The organism is Tabrizicola sp. (assembly GCF_030694085.1).
Taxonomy (GTDB): domain Bacteria; phylum Pseudomonadota; class Alphaproteobacteria; order Rhodobacterales; family Rhodobacteraceae; genus Tabrizicola.
Genome location: NZ_JAUXZE010000050.1, coordinates 13,933 through 32,805, shown reverse-complemented (window position 1 = coordinate 32,805; position 18,873 = coordinate 13,933). Strand labels below are relative to the sequence as shown.

Annotated in this window: 16 protein-coding genes and 3 pseudogenes; 11 read left to right on the top strand and 8 right to left on the bottom strand. The window is 56.8% G+C overall.

Annotated elements, in window-relative coordinates:
• Positions 1 to 141: 141 nt before the first annotated feature.
• Positions 142 to 459 carry an H-NS histone family protein gene (locus Q8M85_RS13110; protein WP_305545289.1) on the bottom strand — a complete coding sequence of 106 codons (318 nt, stop codon included), beginning with the start codon at positions 457 to 459 and terminating at the stop codon, positions 142 to 144.
• Positions 460 to 1,056: 597 nt separating this feature from the next.
• On the opposite strand from Q8M85_RS13110, the gene Q8M85_RS13105 reads away from it, so the two are divergent.
• The 5 genes from Q8M85_RS13105 (at position 1,057) to Q8M85_RS13085 (ending at position 6,289) form a co-directional block, all read left to right on the top strand.
• The gene (locus tag Q8M85_RS13105; protein ID WP_305545286.1) at positions 1,057 to 2,070 is read left to right on the top strand and encodes a polysaccharide biosynthesis/export family protein; all 1,014 of its coding nucleotides are present in this window, start codon (positions 1,057 to 1,059) and stop codon (positions 2,068 to 2,070) included.
• A gap of 8 nt (positions 2,071 to 2,078) precedes the next feature.
• The gene (locus Q8M85_RS13100) at positions 2,079 to 2,513 is read left to right on the top strand and encodes a hypothetical protein (protein ID WP_305545283.1); all 435 of its coding nucleotides are present in this window, start codon (positions 2,079 to 2,081) and stop codon (positions 2,511 to 2,513) included.
• Between the two features lie 2 nt (positions 2,514 to 2,515).
• Positions 2,516 to 4,714: a polysaccharide biosynthesis tyrosine autokinase gene (locus Q8M85_RS13095; RefSeq protein WP_305545281.1), complete on the top strand. Its 2,199-nt coding sequence runs from the start codon at positions 2,516 to 2,518 to the stop codon at positions 4,712 to 4,714.
• Between the two features lie 310 nt (positions 4,715 to 5,024).
• Positions 5,025 to 5,831 carry a hypothetical protein gene (locus Q8M85_RS13090; RefSeq protein ID WP_305545278.1) on the top strand — a complete coding sequence of 269 codons (807 nt, stop codon included), beginning with the start codon at positions 5,025 to 5,027 and terminating at the stop codon, positions 5,829 to 5,831.
• A 14-nt stretch (positions 5,832 to 5,845) separates the two neighbouring features.
• Positions 5,846 to 6,289: a hypothetical protein gene (locus Q8M85_RS13085; RefSeq protein ID WP_305545275.1), complete on the top strand. Its 444-nt coding sequence runs from the start codon at positions 5,846 to 5,848 to the stop codon at positions 6,287 to 6,289.
• A 258-nt stretch (positions 6,290 to 6,547) separates the two neighbouring features.
• Here Q8M85_RS13085 and tnpB read toward each other — a convergent pair.
• Both tnpB and Q8M85_RS13075 read right to left on the bottom strand, forming a co-directional pair.
• Positions 6,548 to 6,871 (bottom strand): annotated as a pseudogene (gene tnpB / locus Q8M85_RS13080) (IS66 family insertion sequence element accessory protein TnpB).
• A 115-nt stretch (positions 6,872 to 6,986) separates the two neighbouring features.
• Positions 6,987 to 7,193, bottom strand: coding sequence for a transposase (locus tag Q8M85_RS13075; protein ID WP_305545272.1), 207 nt, complete (start codon positions 7,191 to 7,193; stop codon positions 6,987 to 6,989).
• 1,017 nt (positions 7,194 to 8,210) lie between these two features.
• Between Q8M85_RS13075 and Q8M85_RS13065 the strand changes: the two genes are divergently transcribed.
• Positions 8,211 to 9,362 (top strand): MraY family glycosyltransferase, encoded by a 1,152-nt coding sequence (locus Q8M85_RS13065; protein WP_305545270.1) that lies wholly within the window; start codon positions 8,211 to 8,213, stop codon positions 9,360 to 9,362.
• A 105-nt stretch (positions 9,363 to 9,467) separates the two neighbouring features.
• Here Q8M85_RS13065 and Q8M85_RS13060 read toward each other — a convergent pair whose 3' ends face one another.
• Positions 9,468 to 9,971, bottom strand: a complete 504-nt coding sequence (locus tag Q8M85_RS13060; RefSeq protein ID WP_305545423.1) for a transposase — start codon at positions 9,969 to 9,971, stop codon at positions 9,468 to 9,470.
• On the opposite strand from Q8M85_RS13060, the pseudogene Q8M85_RS13055 reads away from it, so the two are divergent.
• The 3 genes and pseudogenes from Q8M85_RS13055 to Q8M85_RS13045 form a co-directional block, all read left to right on the top strand.
• Positions 9,934 to 10,324: pseudogene (locus Q8M85_RS13055) on the top strand (IS66 family transposase); the annotation flags it as partial. The gene Q8M85_RS13060 and the pseudogene Q8M85_RS13055 overlap by 38 nt on opposite strands.
• 333 nt (positions 10,325 to 10,657) lie before the next feature.
• Complete coding sequence (locus Q8M85_RS13050) at positions 10,658 to 11,362, top strand: response regulator transcription factor (protein WP_305545267.1); 705 nt, start codon at positions 10,658 to 10,660, stop codon at positions 11,360 to 11,362.
• Positions 11,363 to 11,592: 230 nt separating this feature from the next.
• A pseudogene (locus Q8M85_RS13045) lies at positions 11,593 to 12,266 on the top strand (integrase core domain-containing protein); the annotation flags it as partial.
• Between the two features lie 339 nt (positions 12,267 to 12,605).
• Here the strand turns inward: Q8M85_RS13045 and Q8M85_RS13040 are convergent.
• The 4 genes from Q8M85_RS13040 to Q8M85_RS13025 form a co-directional block, all read right to left on the bottom strand.
• Positions 12,606 to 13,112, bottom strand: a complete 507-nt coding sequence (locus tag Q8M85_RS13040; RefSeq protein WP_305545264.1) for a hypothetical protein — start codon at positions 13,110 to 13,112, stop codon at positions 12,606 to 12,608.
• 21 nt (positions 13,113 to 13,133) lie between these two features.
• Positions 13,134 to 13,571, bottom strand: a complete 438-nt coding sequence (locus Q8M85_RS13035) for a hypothetical protein (RefSeq protein ID WP_305545262.1) — start codon at positions 13,569 to 13,571, stop codon at positions 13,134 to 13,136.
• 244 nt (positions 13,572 to 13,815) lie between these two features.
• Positions 13,816 to 16,413, bottom strand: a complete 2,598-nt coding sequence (locus tag Q8M85_RS13030) for an ATP-binding protein (protein ID WP_305545259.1) — start codon at positions 16,411 to 16,413, stop codon at positions 13,816 to 13,818.
• Positions 16,414 to 16,422: 9 nt separating this feature from the next.
• A complete protein-coding gene (locus Q8M85_RS13025) occupies positions 16,423 to 16,929 on the bottom strand; it encodes an oxidoreductase (RefSeq protein ID WP_305545257.1) in 507 nt (168 codons plus the stop codon).
• A gap of 240 nt (positions 16,930 to 17,169) precedes the next feature.
• On the opposite strand from Q8M85_RS13025, the gene Q8M85_RS13020 reads away from it, so the two are divergent.
• Both Q8M85_RS13020 and Q8M85_RS13015 read left to right on the top strand, forming a co-directional pair.
• The gene (locus Q8M85_RS13020) at positions 17,170 to 17,784 is read left to right on the top strand and encodes a response regulator transcription factor (protein ID WP_305545254.1); all 615 of its coding nucleotides are present in this window, start codon (positions 17,170 to 17,172) and stop codon (positions 17,782 to 17,784) included.
• Between the two features lie 443 nt (positions 17,785 to 18,227).
• Positions 18,228 to 18,635 carry a transposase gene (locus tag Q8M85_RS13015; protein ID WP_371135250.1) on the top strand — a complete coding sequence of 136 codons (408 nt, stop codon included), beginning with the start codon at positions 18,228 to 18,230 and terminating at the stop codon, positions 18,633 to 18,635.
• The last annotated feature ends 238 nt before the right edge of the window (positions 18,636 to 18,873 follow it).

Here is an 18,873-nt window from a genome sequence, read left to right as displayed (position 1 = left end):
AGACTATCGCCAGGAACATCTCAAGACGAAACTGGAAGAGCTTCAGTCATCTTCGGCAAGTCAGGTGGAGGCAAGCCAGCACTCACCGTGGAAGATCAGGCCACTTACTGCAGAGTCCAATGTGCCGCGACAGCTCCAGCGTCACACAGCGAGATCCTTTGGTTCCTTTCCAGCGTTGACATATTCGGCAAACCATTGAGGCTTCCTACCCCTACCTGACCAGGTAATGGCTGGGTTTTCCGGATGACGATACTTCGCTGTCGCAGGCGCCCGAACTTTCTTCCCTCCGGGAGACAGCAGTTCGGAAAGAGAGTATCCCATTTCCTTTGCCATCGCTTCCAGCTTGGCGCGAGCCTCGGCCATGTGCCGGTCTTCGTACGTTGAAATAGCCTTGCCGACGTCCTTCTGCAATTGCTGCAGCTCCTTAAGTGTAAGCACGCCCAGATCAAGGTTTACCATGTGAGCTCCATGTCAAATGATGCTCTTTAGATTAGATTCTCTCTTTCGACAATGCAACTGTTTTGAGAACAGATTACCAGCGGAGGGCAGAGTTTCACTACCAGAGAGCAGCCGATGTTCCCAGTTTAGTCGAGCGAGGTTGGCTAGGGCTCGGTTCCCGGTTTGACCTAGCACAAGCAGCTCTCCGGCCCGGCTCCCTCAACGGTGGATGGTTCGGCGCACTTTAGAGATCTAAGGCTTCACGAAAGATCGTCATCTATCTCCTGCGTACTGTGAAGGGGCGGTGATCGGCTCTAACAGGGAATAGGTACAACCGAGTGGTTGAGAGATGCCGCAGCTAAACCTGCATACCGAGCTTGGATCAAGCGGCGGACAGCTCGCTTTTGTTTGGTCGGTGCCACTTGTACCGGTTCTCATTCGTGATGGCTGCTGGCGCTTAAAGTGTGAACCTCAACGGGAAGGGGCCGAGGTAGCCTCAGATTTCTCAAAACTGCCGCAGGGGCTCCAACGCCTTCACTGCACGTACACCCGATAAGAAAGCAGGCGATGCAGATTCAGTCAGTTTGTCGGCAGGCTTGCCGTGTAATGGGCCTCACGATGGTTGCCCTTCTGCTCGCAGCTTGCGCGGACGGTGAAGTTTGGGTTTCGCCGCAGAAATCAGCTCAGGGAACGGACTTCACGATCGTGGAGGTAACGACCGAGAATGTTCCCTCGCTGATTGATGAAGGCCGGTTGGTTGGGGCTACAACACTGCCCGCAGGGAAATCCGGAGAATACCGGATTGGCTCAGGCGATATCGTATCTGTTTTTGTCTTCGATCACCCGGAACTAACAGTCCCCCTTGCGGAGGGTGAGCGCACCGGCGGGTTCGCTGTTCAAAGCGACGGCACATTCAACTACCCGTTCATCGGTGCAGTGGAAGCGCGTGGACGGACGGTCGATGAAATCCGCAAAGAAATAGCGGCTCGGTTGGACAAGTTCATTCCGGAGCCTCAGGTTGATGTTCGGATTGCATCCTTCAACTCGCAACGAGTCGTGGTTGGTGGTGAGGTTGCATCCCCCACAACCCAGTCGATCACCAGCTGGCCATTGACTATTCTTGAAGCCATCAATGGGGCAGGGGGGTTGACTGAAAATGCGGATGCTTCAAGAATAGTGGTTCGCCGCAAGGGCGAAAGCTACTTAGTGAATCTTGATGGCTTCCTAAAAGCGAAATCTGGAAGCAGCAATCCAATCTTGTTCGGCGGCGATGTTGTGTCGGTGCCTCGCAAGCGCCGCGCGGAAGTCTACGTGTTGGGCGAGGTGGGCCAACCAGCAACGGTAGATGTTTCCGATGAGCAGGTCAGTCTGACTCAAGCACTCGCGCGGCAGGGTGGAATTGACGAAGTGCGCGCTAACGCAAGCGGCGTATTCGTGTTCCGGGGCGAGGGCAGTCAGACTACAATCTACCGCGTCGACCTTAGGTCACCAACTGGATTGGTGCTGGGTACTCGCTTCATCCTCGCGCCGAACGATGTCGTCTATGTTACCCGCTCTCCCATTCAACGCTGGAATGACACTATATCGCGCGTCCTTCCAACGGTGAGTGTTGCTCGGACTGTGACCCAGTAAGGCAGACAATGATCGTCGAAGTCATTTGCCACGCGAATATCTGCCGATCACCGGTTGCAGCGGCCTTACTTGAACAAACATCCGGTCTTCACGTGAAATCCAGTGGGCTCCACGCCGTGCCGAACCAGCCCGCAGACCGGCGCATGATCGAATTTCTCGGTGGCGAACTTTCGTCCTTGCTTGGGCATCGATCCAGCCGGTTCAGCGACCGCAAGCATCCTACCGCTGATTTGGTACTCGTGATGGAGCGGAGCCAGAAACGGCATGTTCTCGAGCTCGTCCCCCATCTAACGGGCAGAACCATGCTTTTTGGCCAATGGTTGGAGGGTGAGCCAGACATAGCTGACCCCTTCGGCAGGAGTGACGCGGACTATGAGTTCACCATCGGGCTGTTGCGCGTGGCAGCATCCACTTGGCTTGAACGTCTTTCTGGGATGGAATGATCTTGAGTACCGCAGACCGATCTGCCGGCCCCATCGCCACATCAACTGACGCTGAGATTGACCTGGTTGCTGTTGTTAGGGCCATTTGGGCGGCGCGGGCGCTTCTTGTCGTAAGCACACTGGGTGCGCTGGTTATTGGTGCACTTTATGCCAAGACGCGCCCGCCCACGTGGCGGGCGGATGGTCTGATTCAGATCGAGAGCAATTCAAGCCGGCTGGTCGTTCCCGAAGCGCTTTCCCAACTGGCGGTGGATTCCGCGCCATCCAGTCTGACCGAGATCGAAATACTCCGATCGCGTTCGGTTCTGAGCGATGCGGCTGCTGCGGTACACCTTGATTGGGATGTTTCCCCCAAGTTTGCACCGATCATCGGGCAAGCTCTCTACTATGGTAAGTTCCTGAATTATCTGGGCGGGTCCTTCGATCCCTATCCACGTCCTGGTGAGGGTTTGTCGATTGAGTATCTGCAGGTACCCTCGGAATGGATCAACCAGACCATTGAAGTGACCATCCAGACAGGTGGGGAATACGAGATCCTACTGCCCGATCAAGCCGTCCTAAAGGGCCAGGAGGGGGAGCTACTGACCGATAACGTGCGGGGGCTGGCGCTTGAACTCGGGCAGATCGAAGCACCGCCCGGCCGCCAGTTTGAAATACGGCAGATTCCTGAACATGCTTCAGTCGCGCGTTTAGCCGGTTCCCTCAGCGTGGCAGAGTTGGGACGCCAGACGGGCATACTCAAGGTTTCGGTCACAGCCGCAGACCCCGTGGCAGCGACCCGTTGGCTTGACGCGGTTCTTTCAGCCTACCAGAACAAGAGCATTACCAACAACGCAGCCGAAGCCTCACAAAGCCTAAGTTTTGTTGAGGAGCAAATCCCGATCGCCAAGGCCCAGGTCACCGATGCGGAAAGGGCACTCAACGACTACAGGACGAAGCAGCAGTCGATAGATATTCCTTTCGAAACGGGAAGGTTGCTGGATGAATCCGCGCAACTGGAAACGCAAATTCGAGAGGCCCTAGTCCAAGAGCGGGATCTGAGCCAAAGGTTCACTCCCAATCACCCGATCTTTCGCCAGGCGGTTGCCCGCCGCGAGAGCCTTGAGCGACGGCTTGTTGAAGTTCGAGCCAGTATCGACGAATTGCCAGAGACCCAGCGCGAAGTGGTAAATCTTACCCGAACTCTGGAAGTTGCACAGGCGGCCTATCTGCAGCTTCTGAATAGGGCTCAGGAGCTTCGCGTGTTGCAGGCGAGCGAGATCGGAAACGTACGTGTGATCGACAGTGCGCAAGCTGGACAGCGGCCTGTTGCACCGCGGACATCGCGAATTCTTGGTCTTGCGCTTTTGGTAGGGTTGTTTGCGGGTATCGGTGTTGCACTCTTGCGGAACTTCTTGCGCAAAGGCGTCGACTCCGCCCAAGAGATCGAGGCCATCGGCATTCCTGTACTGGGCGTGTCTGTCCTTGCCGCTAAGGTTTCCGGGGACGCCAAGAATAGCGTGCCCCTGGTTGTTCGAGACGAAACAGAGGGCGCGACTGCTGAAGCATTCAGGTCAATCCGTACAGCGCTGCGCTTCATGCAACCGGGAGCGAAGAGTGCCGCGCTTGTCTTGACAAGCCCGTTCCCCGGCGCAGGAAAGTCCTTCTGTTCGGCCAACCTTGGCGTCATCGCCGCCAATGGCGGACAGAGGGTGTGTATCGTCGACGCAGACCTGAGGCGAGGTGTGCTGGCGCGCAGCTTTAACCTTTCTCCGAAACTGCCGGGTCTCTCGGATTATCTGATCGGGCAGGCGACACTCGACGATGTCATCGCGTCAACCATGGTCGATCGGCTTGACGTCGTCACGACCGGGCGGCGCCCACCGAACCCATCGGAACTGTTGATGAGCGAGAGTTTCGACACATTCTTCAGGGACATGGCGGGTCGGTATGACCTGGTGATCTTCGATACGCCTCCGACGCTGCTGGTTACCGATGCCGCGCTTATTTCCCGCATGGCTGCAGTGACAATCGTGGTTGCGCGCCACGCCGAAACCGAACTGCAGGATATCATCGCTGTCCGGAGAGCGTTGGAACTGGGCGGCGGGAAGATTGATGGCGCGATCCTCAATGCCTTTGATCCGAAACGGGCCAAGCCTTCGTCTTATCAGTACGGGAGCTATGGGTATGGGTATAAGTATCGTTATTCCCGGCACGATTGAGGCAGCTCTTTGGTAGGTGGAGTGCGGTCGAGCTGTCAGTGTCAGACCGTTGATCATCAGATGAACCGAGTTGACGGTCGCTCCACTACCTTCAGATACGTGGCTGACCAACGCGAAAACCTATAACGAATACAAGCGAAAATATTTCAGATGCCCGGCGCAGCATGATGGAGCGGGCATGCGGTTGCGTGCGAATGTACAGGGTTCAACCGAAGACCTGAACGTGACTCGTGTACTGAATTTAAAACACTCCAGTGCACGGTACTTCGCAGCCTTCGCAGACACAACGGGAGACCTCAGGAGAATGCCCATGCATCACCAGATAACTAAATACTCAGCACCCATTCTGGTCGGTGCCGCATTGGTCTCTCTACCAACATCGACACAGGCCCAGGATGTGAGGGGCACAACACCTGAGGCGTTTCTGGAGATGCTGGAGGCTTTCTCTGACGCCACCCAGAAACCCCGCTTTGCCGTGATCCAGGGAGTTGCATCGGCGGCAACTTTACCAAACGGCACAGCCTTCGCATCGGTATCGGGGACGGATCGCCGGGACGGAACTGGAGGTATCGACGGCAGCCTCGCGTTTGGGGTCGGTTTTGGTGACGCCAGAAAAACAATCGGTGTGCAGATCGTTACAAGCATCACGTCTGCTGACCCCAATGACTTTGGTGACTCCGGCTCGTTCAGCGTGAAGTTTTCACGCGTCCTGCCCGATGCGCTTGGCTCAGGTACAGTTGGTATTACAATCGATAACCTTTCGCCTTGGGGAGATGTGGTTGGAGAGAAAGTGAAGACCAGTATCGCCTGGACAAGCGCGAGGCAGTTCACGCTTGCCAATGGAGGGCGACTGCCGGTGCTCTTCAATCTTGGCGTGGCGTCTGAAACCGACCGTCGCGACAGCTGGACCCCATTCGCGGCTGTGGGGCTTGGCGTCTCGGAAAACCTTTCCATTACCGTGGCCCACAACGGTGACTACGCCATAATCGGCGCAAGTGCGCGACTGCCTTGGGTGGAGAACTTGAGTGTCAGTGCAAGCTTGCTGGATGCTTTCGATCAGCGCGACGAACAGCGAATGACGCTCACCGTTTCGTACGCCTTCAATGACTTGTTCTGAGGATCGGCACAAACATGAATTCGAAACTTTTCAGTGCAGTAACCTTCACCTGTGCGGTACTGGCGGTTCCCGCGCTGGCAGGAACCGATCCAGTGGTTGCTCCACCATCGGCGCCGATCACGATCAGTCCTACCGTCGTCGACACAACGGCCATCATAGCGGTGATTTCGACAGTGACGGTTACCACGCCCGAAGCACAGCAGGCCGTGGCAGCACTTGAGGCGGCTCCACCTGGATCGGTTGAGGCGCTGACCGCGGTGAATTCACTGGCGGGAGTGGTCGCGGCCACCTTTGCGACGAGTGGAGCGTCGATCCCGGTGCTCACTCCATCAGAAGCGGCGCAGGCTATCACTTTAATTGATGGAATGATCGCCGCGCTAACGGAGGCCGGTCTGTCGACCTCAGGCTTGGCGGCGCTGAAGGCTGCGGTCCAAAACAGGACGGGTTCGGCGGGCTGAATGGGCCGCACGTCAAGGCGAAGTCGCTAAAAGCGTCGCTTTGACGTATTCTACGTCATCGGTTTGCTGCAAGTTACTAAAGCACTTGTCCAGATTGGACGAGTGCAGTACGCGGTGTCCCGGTCACATGGCGACGGTATCGTTCCAGGGGAGCAGGCCGTCGATCTGGCTTTGCCTATGGCTTTGGACGACGGCGGATCCACCATCGGCTATGCCTCTATTAGCTGACTGAGTCATCCTGCCGCAGCCTTGCAGGGATCATGCCACGGCTTCCGGGGCCTTCACCGCGATGACCCGAAGCCGCTGCCAGTCCAGACCTGAAAACAGCGCCTCGAACTGCGCATGGTTCATCAGCATCAGCTGATCGTTCACTGCGGACCAGGTGAAGCTGTGCTCGTCCAGCCGCTTGTAGGCCATCACCAGACCGGTCCCGTCCTAGTAAAGCAGCTTCAGACAGTCCGCCTTTCTCGCTCGCAACACAAAGATCGTCCCGGTGAACGGGTCCATGCGCAACTCGTTCTTCACCATCGCGGCCAGGCCGTCGTGACCCTTGCGGCGGTCGATGGGCTTCGTGGCAACCATGATCCGAACCCGGTTCGACGGGAAGATCATGAGAAGGCCCGAACTGCCAGGGCCAGTTGAGCAACCCGGGCTGCTGGTGTGGCACCGTCCAGCCGCACCAGCACAGGGCCGATGATCAGATCAATAGAAAAAGTTGCAACAGGAATGTCCTCCGACTGCGCCGCCACCACCGGCGCGGAGAACTCTGCTCCCGAACTTCCGGCACAACCAGCTTGCCCTGCCGCGCCAGCGTCCGCCACCAAGACAAGTGGTTGCCCTTCAATCCATGCCGACGCGCCACCTCGTTCACCGTGACCCCGCGCACCAGCGTCTCCGCCACCATCCGGCCCTTCGCCTCGTGAGATCACCGCCGCTTGGCTGCCGGAGCCGCCAAAAGCTCCACAAACCCAGCGGCCTCCAAACTGCGCTCCCGACTGTCTCCCACTGACACCGCGCAAAGCTCAACACGGCTCGCATCGCAGTTTACCGATTCACGGGGAAGGCGGGGTTAGAAAAGCGCTTACCGAGTGCATCGCGACCAGGTGCCAATCAACGAACCGGTCTCCTATGTCGACGATCTGGTCCGCGCCATCCGCCTTCTGATCGACGACGCTTCCGAATGACCCGCCGATGGTATCGTGCAGGAAGGTGATAGCCTATCGCCCGCGTTACCGTTCCGCATCATCAACATTGGCAATTCGAACAAGGTCCGTTTGCTGGACTTTATCGATACGATCAAGGTCTGCCTCCGGAAGAAGGCAAACCTTGGGGCCACTGTCCGGGCTAGCGGCACATTGTTGCAACCTCGACTCTCCGCTCGGCCAACCGCCGAATGCATCCACAACGCCTATCCGATCTGAAAGTCTGAAATAATGAAATTGCGCTTTAGTGCCATATTTGGAAAAAAGCAGCACAAAGGCCAAACGGATGAATCTTTAGAGCGGAATGTTGTATCCACGGAACAGACAAGTATATCGGAAGCCACCGTTGCCAGCGCCCGCTTACAAGCGATACTCCGTGTTGGGGTTTTTGCAACAATAAGCAACCCACACATGAAAGCTAACAGAAGTGCGCGGATCTTATGATCGGTGCCCAGTTTTGCAATTTTTCTTATTGCACTCATTCTATCCGTAAAGTTGGAGACCGCTTGAGTAACACTGGAATGAGTATCGTCGTTTTGGAGATATCGTGCTGAGAGAGCAGGAAGCGGGTGAGGAAGCAATGGTCAAAGCCTCAATACACATACACCTAGAGCAATCCTCTGTAATGTGTTTACTCGAGTTTAGACCGAAGTTTCAGTCACACGCTGCAAGTTCAGCGAAGCACGTAACACCTCCCAAAGACGTGGATGTGCGCAATCATGCCTCTTAGTATATCGATTTCCGGTGATTGGAGGCTAATTGCTATTGCAATACTATCTGCCGCATTTACCGTTATGGTGGTGGCGATCTCTCCTCGAATGCCTAGGTTCTACGGCCACACCGCAATCAAATCCTCGATCCAGGCGATACATTTGCGACCAACACCACGCGTAGGCGGTGTGGCGATCTTTGGGGCGGTCGGAGTCAGTGCGACGCTACTGCAACAGGATCTCTGGGGAAGCTACTCAGGCATTATTATCGGCGGGGTCCTCCTGTTTGTAGTTGGTCTTCTTGAGGATCTCGGGTTCGGAGTATCGCCGACAAAACGATTGTTAGCAGCTATTGGATCGAGCCTGATCGTAATTCTACTAACGGGCCTTTGGCTACCCAGGCTCGGAATTCCTGGGGCCGACCATCTAGCGTCGTATGCCATGATAGGCGTACCTCTCACTCTAATCGTAACTGCGGGGGTGACCAATGGCTTCAACCTCATCGATGGCGTGAATGGAATGGCAGGCCTGACTGCTATTGGGGCGGCATTCTCACTGAGTGCAATCTCAGCAACTGGGGGAAACTCAGAACTTTGGGAGCTGAACCTGATATTTGTCGCGGCTGTCGCGGGCTTCTGCCTTCTTAACTTTCCATTTGGCTTGGTGTTTCTTGGTGATGCCGGCGCTTATACCTTGGGTTTCATGCTGGCATGGTTCGGTATCGCTATTCTAGCCGATGTCCCTGATGTTTCGCCTTGGGCGGTCCTTTTGTGTGTGTTTTGGCCGGTCGCCGATATGATGCTTGCTATCTTTCGCCGAAGGCTAAGGAAGGCGGAGGTCACTGTTCCCGACAGGCTGCACGTTCACCAGCTTGTAATGCGCAGTCTTGAAATCTGCTTACTTGGTCGATCGCATAGGAAATTTGCCAACCCACTGACGACCGTGGTGCTGGCGCCTTTTGTGCTTACCCCTCCTGCGGTTGGGGTGCTTCTGTGGAATGATAATGCCGAGGCGTTCATTGCTGTTGTCTTCTTTGCCTCGATATTTGTGATCAGCTACAACCGAATTCCCAATTTGGTTCGGAAGCTTCGTACAAGACCCTCAGGAATCAGAGCTTTCAAGGTGGAGCCTTCCGCAACTCGAGCCACACCAACATCCTAATCGCTTTGGCGCCCGGGCTACTGAGGGTAGGGCAAATATGTTTTGCGCTGGAATCCAAACTCTGGCAAAGTGTCAGCACTTTTAAGGTGTTTTGTACTAGAGATTTCAGTCGCAGGGGAGCAGTCGGAATTGCCTGAGATTGCCACGCGGGACAAACCCCAATGTAGTGGGCGTGCGATGCCATCGGCATCCCGACGATCTGTCTTGATGTGTATGGGCTTGTGGCCAGCTTCGCGGATCCACCACGGCAAGGCGCGCCGCAAGATGCGCTGGGTCCAGCGAAACAAGGAATGGCATGCGAAGCCCGTTCGCCAGCGTGATGTCGATCATCTCCATCGCCGCTGGCATTAAAGGCACTTTCGGCCGCGTCCGCGTGACGTTTTCCACCACGAGCGGCACGAAGTCCGCATCCGTCCCGTGCTCGTCAAAAGCACTAATCCGATACTCACGCCGCCAGATCGCGAGAAGCGAGCACGAAATCCCATACCGCCGAGCCGTCGCCGACCCCTGCTGATGCACTCGCAGGTTCTCCTCGACGATCCGCACCTTGTCCGCGTCAGGCAAATGCCGACGACGGCCCAAGCGCCCCACCACACCGCGTGCTGCCAATCTAGGATCTCTGCCCAAACACCTGCCATGTATCGAAGCGCCGACAGGCCTGATCTGTGCTTGAGGCGGCTGTCTGCATTGCAATGTTGAGGACGTCTCGGAACGGCTGGCCATCGTGTCAGCCCGTTCTGGTCATTGTCACCCGCCGAACCAAAGATATGCCTGGCGGTCGTGAACCGACGGCGTTGCTCAGGCCCCCGCACCTGCGCTGCCGATCCCGGCCGCCATGCGCACCGAGGCCAAAGTCGGCCATGTGCTGGTCAGCAAGTATGCCGACCATCTGCCGCTGACCCCGACATGCCCAGATCTATTGCCGTCAGGATGTCGACCATGACTGCTCCACCCTCGCCGATGTCAGCCACGCTGACCCCAATCGTTCAGGGTGACGAGCAGAGGCGGGGCGACGATCTTCCCTGGAATCGCGCCGTCACGGTGTGATCCGGACACCGCTTACTCGTACACAGGTCTGCCATGTCTTATAGGTTTGGATGCGAAATGTGCGCGAAAGATAGTGAAGATATCCTTGAGACTGTTGGTGCAGCCCGGTGGTCTGAACTACCTATCGACCGTGAATCGGTGGCATCCTGGTAGAGTCGACTCAAAATAGTCCGGTATCTTCAGTCGACTGAGCTTGGAAACCGCTGCGCGCAAGATAGATTTTTCCTAAGAGACCTGCAGGGACATCGATGACAGGATTGGGTGGTAAGGAGCGATCGGATACCGAGGCAAAGCCCTCAGGGGGGATAGGGGCTGTCGGCAAGCTCAAAATTCTCATCGCAGACGATCACTCGCTTGTTCGTGACGCCATTGCTGAAACTATCAGGAATAGTTCAAACCACGAAGTCCTCGTTGCTGGCTCGCTGAATGCGGCCTTGTCTGTTGTTCGCGATGATGGTCCGATCGATATTCTGATGCTCGACCTTAACATGCCAGACATGGAGGGCATCAAATCTATCGAGAAAGTGGTCACAACGCAGGGTGTGATGGCTGTCATTTTGTTTTCGGGCAACGCCCCACGGGATATTGTCCTGCAGGCGCTGGCAAAGGGAGCGAAGGGTTATATCCCGAAGAGCATGCGTTTGTCGGCCTTGCTAAGTGCTCTGAATTTCGTTGCAATGGGTGAGACCTATCTGCCGGCGTCTCTACTAAGTGGTGACGGATTAATCGTGCAAGAAGGCAATCGGGCGACCTCGCCCGCGTCCTCATTGAGTTCTGCCGAAGCGGAAGTACTGCGTCTCGTTGTTGATGGCCTGCCCAACAAGGAGATTGCGCGGAGGTGCGGCTCCACAGAGATCCGAGTTAAGATGCACATGCGGTCAATTTGTAAGAAACTCGGCGTCCCGAACCGCACAAGCGCCGCGCTTAGGGCGCGTGATCTCCATCTGATTTGACAGCAGGTTGCTAAGCTCACCAGGACTGGAACGCGTTCTCGATCCATAGCCAATTACCAGCTCGCCGGTGCCTCTTCTTTCAGACGAGTTGATCCCTGGACATCCGAAAATCTTAAATTGCAGTTCTTCGGTGCACTTTCCTGGCTGGGAGAGGAGCGGAGGTGGATGAAGGTGAGCATTTTTTCGGACCGGCTGAAGTGGCGAAGCAGATCCAGGAGATCCGTGAAACACGCATAAGGTATGGCTACCGCCGCCTGTACATCCTGCTCGAGCGGAAGGGCCGGTAAGTGAACTGGAAGAAGCTCTACCGCATCTACCGGGAAGAACGGCTGACAGTACGCAAGCGTGGTGGTCGCAAGCGGGCACTCGGGACCCGCAAACCATGCCGATCCTGCAGGGATCGAACCAGCGTTGGTCGCTGGACTTCGTCTCTGACAGCCTGACCCGGGGTCGGCGGTTCCGGGTCCTGTGCATCATCGACGACTTCAGCCGGGAGTGCCTGGCTGGCGTCGTCGACACATCGATCTCGGGTCGTGTGGCGCGGGAACTGGACCGGGTTGCCGAATTGCTGGGCTGGCCCTGCATGGTGGTCAGTGACAATGGCACGTAGCTGACCCCGAATGCGATCCTGAAGTGGCAGCAGGACCGGAAGGTCGCATGGCACTAAGTCCAGCCCGGCAAACCCATGTAGAACGGCTTCGTCGAGAGCTTCAACGGCCGCCTGCGGGACGAGTGCCTAAACGAGCACCTATTCTCCAGTCTGCGCCGTAACCGCCACTTGATCGCGGCATGGCGTCACGACTACAACCTTCCCGGCCCGCACACGAGCCTCCTCCGCCTCATGCGGCGGGAGTTCCTCAACCGGTCAGAAAAGGACCAAACCCTGTACAGAACTAACTTCTGAACGAGGACAAACCGGTGAGCAGATCAAAGGCCACACCGCGCGATCGGCAATATAGTCTCGATGATGCTGACGAAAATATGGGCGCTACCAGCTGGCGCCCAGAGCGATCCGGAAAACTCTGGCTGCGGACGGCCCAGAGTTCGGGGGCGAATGAGGTTTTGCCAGAGGCTGGCTCAAACTGGATAAGATGCATGGGCAAGGCGTGGGCAGGTCACTGCCGCCGCATATAGTTTGTCCTGGTCGTTCGGAATAGTCGCAAAAGAACCGCACTTGATCATTCGAATCCAGAGCAGTGATCACTGTCGTGTAGAGACCGCAAGCTGTATGCCAAGCAGGTGCTCAACCCTTGTTGTTTTGGTGGTTCAGTAAAGCAGCTTCAAGCGCTTCGGTCAGGCGCACAGCGGTCAGTGGAAGCCTCAAGGTGCTGTCACAAATCGCCCGACGATGGTGGTCGAAGTCATCCGACGCCACGTCCGCGGTTGCCAACACGACGAAGCAGGATGGGCACGCTCGGCGGAAGCGCATCATTCGGTCTACACCCATCTCCACATCTGCATAGCGGTCAATGTTTACGACAATGCCGTCGTATCGTAGGGCCCCGGGTTTGCCGAGGCCGAGGGGATAGACGTGCTCCGACCGAGCAACATTCCGAGCACCGAGATTGTGCATCGTTTCGCTTAGAAGGACACCGTCGTCCCGAGAAAACCCTAAGTGAAGTACCGCCAGACCTCTGAGCGAGCATGCTTCGCCTGTATGGCCATTCGGCATATTCGCCGCGGAACGAAATTCGGATCGGCGAAACAACGCCACCTCAGGTACTGGAGCTATGGAACGGGTGAGGGTCAACTTGGCTTTGCTCCTGCCGAATCAAGAAAGAAGTGGGATCAACTTCCCCGCAGCGTCGGCGGGATTGGAAATCGATATGACGGGAGCGGATGGCCAGGGCAGGCTCATCCTCTGTAGCTGCAGGCGGTTCTCTTTCTGGTCAAGGAAGTCGCCCAGCACAATGAACACTGGCATATCGTCGACACCAAGATGGCTAGCTCCGGCCAGCACGTCGAAACCCAGCGACTGCAGCACTGCGCGCATTTCCCTTGCTGAATCTGCGTCGCCTCCCAACACGATCGCAGGGCAGTCGTATGCATCGAACGTTGGGAATACTGCGTCACTGACGCACAAAAGCGTGCCCCCAAAGCAGTTGCGGCCGGCAATGTTGCTCTCTTGTCCACTCACCATAGTAGCCCCAAGGCGTAGAAGATTCCAATCCATCCAGCGAGGCCAAAGATAGCCGAAGGAATAATCCACCAGCCTCCTGGAAGCTCGTCGGTTTTCTTGGGTCTTTCCTTATCGGCCGGCTTGGAAAGTTGGTGCGGAGCGTGAAGAGGCAACATATCTTTCACCGAAAGCTAGTGAGAAAATCTACACTCTCTTTCTAAATGCGCCCGCAGGGTCGTGCGATCTATCTAATGGACAAAGCGAATGGTCAACACGTGTCGAGAGTTAAACAGGTGCTCCTAGGAGGCTAATGGGGCGCGGAGGCGCATCGCAATTATCTTTCGACATAAAAAGGCATAGCTTTCGAGTCCCTCTTCAGCAGCAACGCCCAGTCATGAGAGGTCTCGGAGATCGCCTGTAGAAAGGCCGTACGGAAGGTGGGCTTGAGTCTGTAATCTCTCTTCTTTGCAGCCGCCTCCCCTTCCAGGGAGAGGTCGCGGAGGCGTGCCGCTCCTAGCATGCTCGCCGAGCTAGCAACCTTATGAAACTTGCCCGACAAATCCGCATCCCTGCTGTAGGAGTCCAGACTTGCTACGAGGTCCTCGAGCTCGTCGAGAAAGGCCTTCAGAAGCGTCTCTAGGGTCGATAAAGGGAGCGTGTCCAGAAGGTCCTGAGCGACCGCTCGATCAATGCTAGTCGGTACACCACCTTGAGGCAAAGGTTGCTGGTGAAGGCCACCTGCAAGCCAGGTGCGCAGTTCATCAAACCGCAGAGGCTTGAGCAAAAAGCCATCAAAGCTCCCTTGTTTTTCGACCTCTTGCCGCGCAAGCACGTTCGCTGTCAGAGCGACGATCATTGCGCAGTTTGACGCGCCTTCGCGCCTGATCTTGGCAGCTGCTGTGTAACCATCCATGTGCGGCATGGACAGGTCCATGAGAATCAGGTCATAGCCAAACTCCCCAGCGCGACTCACCGCCTCGGTGCCGGATTCAGCCAGATCGGCATGTAGTCCAAGCATGGAGAACATTTGATGGATCAGGGAACGGTTCACATGCGAGTCATCTACCACCAGAACCCTAAGGTCCGATCGCAGGTGACCTAAACCAGTAAGATCATGGTGTTCGGCTGATTTTGGTAGTGTGGCGGACCGCGCCGGAAAGGTGAACCAGAAGGTGCTGCCCTTGCCTACAACGCTTTCTACTCCATACCGCCCGTCCATCGCCCGGACCGCCTTGACGAACAGACCCAGGCCAAGTCCGGCCCCCTTCCCTGTTGTTACGGTCACTGGATTGTGGGTGTAGTGGTCACGAAAGATTACGTCCAGCAGGTCTGGGGCGATGCCGGGACCGGTATCTGCGACCTCGACCCGAAGTGCATCTGCCCCGCGGGAAAGGCGCACGGTGATTTTGCCGTTCATGGTGAACTTGACAGCATTGCTAAGCAAATTTGCAGCTGCGTGCCAGTAGCAGGCACGCAGCCCGTGGATGGGCACGTCCGCTTCTGGTTCGATCTCAACGGCAAGTTTGGTGCCGGCGCTATGTGCGGCCGGACCGTTCATCTCGACAAGATTGGTAAGGATCTCGCTGGCCGAAAACACGCCCCGTTCGGCTACGTTCATTTCATGCTCGGCTCGACCGTTCTCCAACACCGCGTCGGCTTCACGGAGTACGATCCGCGCCGCATCCATTGCGATATCATGGAGATCCGCCAGCGCCGTAGCTCCTGGCCTTTGTCGCGCAAGGTCGAGAGAGGCCATGATCGCGTGAAGGGGAGAGCGTATTTCGTGGCTCATAGTAGCGAGAAAACGCTGGTAGCGCTCTGCCTCGCCTTCGGCAAGGCGTCGTTCCCGGCGGAGCGCCCGCAAGGCGCGCTGGGTTTCCGATATGTTCCGCACGAAGAGAGCGTTTGTATTCTTTCCGTTTTCTTCCATTAGCTGGACCCGGGTCACTTCGACCGCAACGAGTGCTCCGCCGGTCTGGCGCACGATGTCACGAAACGTGCTGGACTGATCACTGCGATCCAGGGGATGTGTTTTGCCTTGGTGGATCAGCCGCTGGATCCCTGGAAAAAAGAAGTCTAAGGGATGAGCTTGCGCCTCCTCGGTGAGGTCAACGTCCAGAAGTTCCGCTGCCGCCTTGTTCATCCAAAGGATGCGTCGGTTCGCGTCGGTGAGCAGGATCGCATCGGGTTTGGAATCGAAAACGCGGGATAGATTTTCGCTAACTCTGCGTTCCGCTGCAGCTCTGACACCAACCTGACGGAAAAGGATCAGAGCCAACATACAGATTACGGCCATCACGACGACCAATGTAACGCTTTGGATTAGAAGCGTTCTTTGCTTGCTGATGTAGAGCAACCGCCGTTCGGTTGCCTGGTCCGACAAGTTCGCCAAAGTTGTAACACTCAGTTCACGCACGTCCTCGGCGAAATCGGCCATATTCATCTCAAGTGCGTCCAGCCACAGCTTTCCACCCGGAGTTGCCGACCTGTCGAGGATTATGGCGAGCTGGTTCCTCCGGTAAATGACCCGATCCAGAATCCGAAGGCTCTTATTCCATTGGTGCGAAGACTCTGACCACGACCGGATCTTGCTGGCGACCGTTCCGACCCGCGAATAGAAGATATCGAAGCGATTCAGGATATTCGGCATCCGCTCCTGCAGATCGGCTTCCGAAATGGACCCTGCTCTCATGGACCGAAGTTCACCAATAGCCACGGCCAACTTGAGATACTCTACCTCAAGCTGCGCCACGGCCCACGTCTGGTCATCTGTTACCTCCAGGCGGGCTTCTTGCAACTCGTCGCTCAACTGGACCGCACGAATCAAGACCACGGGCAGCAAGATCAAGACAATGACGACTACTGCTGCCAGCAAAATGCGAGTGTGCGCCTCGTAGCGGTTCAACCCAGCCTGGCTGGAAAGTTCGTACATCTTGAAAGTTCAGTTGTTGACGTGTGCGAGGCTGACGAGTTGCCAGATGCTAGCCGCAAAAACTCTCTCTGATCGATATTCAGGCAACAGGTCATACGGGTAGATGACCCACAGGGGGCCGAGTTCGCGCTTGCCAAAGGGCTTGCCGTTGATTCTGAGGGCGATGATCGGATAAATGGGGCCGATGAGGTCGCGATCCATGATCACGCTGTAGTCATTCGCGGCAGTGGCCTCAACAGCTTGCTCTGAAAGGCCCGCAAGGGCCAGCACCTCGCTTAACCGTGGCCCGCTGTATCGTGCCGATCCTTCGGTCCATCCCGTCGTGGTCTCGAACTGGACCTGTGGCAGAGCCTCCAACTCCGCTCGTGTCAGTTCGAGATTGGCGCCTTCCTTCGGCACAAGCTCAAGAAGGACTTCCGAGGGGTCCTGCGCCCCGGCGATGGAAGGCGGAGTGGCGAAACAGACGACAGCGGCAAGGCCTAGCGCAAGACGCGGCAAAACAATCAATAGATGCATGAGGTTATCCTAAAGTTGCGTCCGCCCGGAAAGATACATCGACCATCTGGACTGAGCATGCTATCTTTAGATAATACCCGTAATGCATGGCGGGCTTAGTCATGCCCATCTTGGCTGGCGCACCTCTAAAAGTGCTCCGACCGCATGCAAAGTAGACTTACAGGGTTACCCCGTGTGGCGGAGCGTGCCTCATTGATCTCAAATGACAGGCTAGACGGCTAAGTGTATACTGAACCTGCGGTGATCACGGTTCTGCTGATCGACGATCACAGTCTGATAGTGGAACTGGTGAAGACTTTCCTCTCGGCGGATGGCGGTTTCGCCGTTACTGTGTCCAGCGATCTTGCGAGCGGAATCGCAAGGATCGAAGAGGCTCGTGGCTTCGACGTCGTTCTTCTTGATGTTGTCCTACCTGGACTCAACGGGATCGGCGACGTGGCAAAGGTAGTTCAGGCCAACAGTGACGGCGGAGTTGTGCTTTTCTCGGGATCTGTGTCGGCAGGCTTCGTCGAAAAGGCGGTTGAATTAGGCGCTCGTGGTTTCATTCCGAAGACGCTGCCTCTGCGTGCTTTGACAAGTGCGATTCGGCTTGTGGCTGCGGGCCAAACATTCATTCCCGGCATCCCCGCATTTGGGCAGGCCGACGCCACGCAAGCCCAGGAGCCAAGCTTGACTCAGATGGAATCGTCGGTCTTGCGCCATCTTGGCGAGGGCTTGGCCAACAAAGAGATTGCCTTCCGGCTGCAGCTGAGCGAGTCAACCGTGAAGATGCATGTCCGCGCCATCTGCCGGAAGTTGGGGGCGCGCAACCGGACGCATGCGGTCATCATGAGTAGGGCACGCGGACTGCTTTAGGTCGTTTGCAACGTACGCATTAATGTCGCTCCCGAACTTCCGAAAGGACTATGCGTTGCTTGGGATTTTGCGCGTATCTGCGCTGAGGTGTTCGACCTCGCGTAGTGGGGTGACCCTTGAATAACCACTTCTGACGGAAGAGCCGATTGGCTCGATGTCGCCGCGGCAGCGGGGCATGGTGTGAGCCCGAATCGGGCTGAAAAGTGGTGAGGAGATGCGAAGCCGACTGAGTCGGCGATGATGGCCTTGTCGAGCAGGGCAATGATCCTGCCCTTGTTGCCGTTCTCGGGCAGCTCGTCACCCGCATCATCGACCTGACCGCGCGCATCCGCCATGAGACAGCGTTCAGCGAGGATGGTCAGATCCTCACGAGCTTCCCGAGGGCAGGTCAACTCTTTGCCGGTCAGATCCTGGCTGAGTTGGGCGAGGATCGCGCCCGCTAGCTGACCCCCGATCAGCTTTCCGCCGATGCTGGCCTCGGGCCGGTCACTCGCCAGTCCGGCAAGTCCCGCGGGGTCTCTTTCCGATGGGCCTGCAACCGACGCTTGCGCACCGCACTGACCTGCTTCGCGGACAACTCGCGCCACGCCTGCGCATGGGCCGCGCGAATTTACTCCAGCGCGCGTGGCCGAGGATGTCGGCATCCCCACGCAATCCGCATCATCGGCCGCGCCTGGCTGCGGATTCTCTGGCGCTCCTGGCAGGACCGAAGGCCATACGATCCGGTCCTGCACGGCGCTGCCAGCCATAGGTTGACACAGGCTATCTCATGCCTCCGCAAAGTGACTGTTGCGCGAAGCCCTTGCAGATATCGCCAAATTACACGAGGCCCTTGGTCGCTTTGTGACTGATGCACCCGTCGCGATCGACGACAGCATCCGGCTGGCGGCGTCTCGAGCAAAAGACCGGCTGAGAAGTTTGGTTCTGCGACCGGCAGGCGCCTCGGCAAAAAGGGCCTGTCGAGAATTTCAGAAAGCGGGCGCGCTGGTATCTGCCGTGGGAAACCGCCGTGGCGGAGGTCTCAGATCCGTCGATGGTGGCCATCGGCGCGCTTCAGCAGTCCAGTCCTCATAGATGTCTCGAATGGCA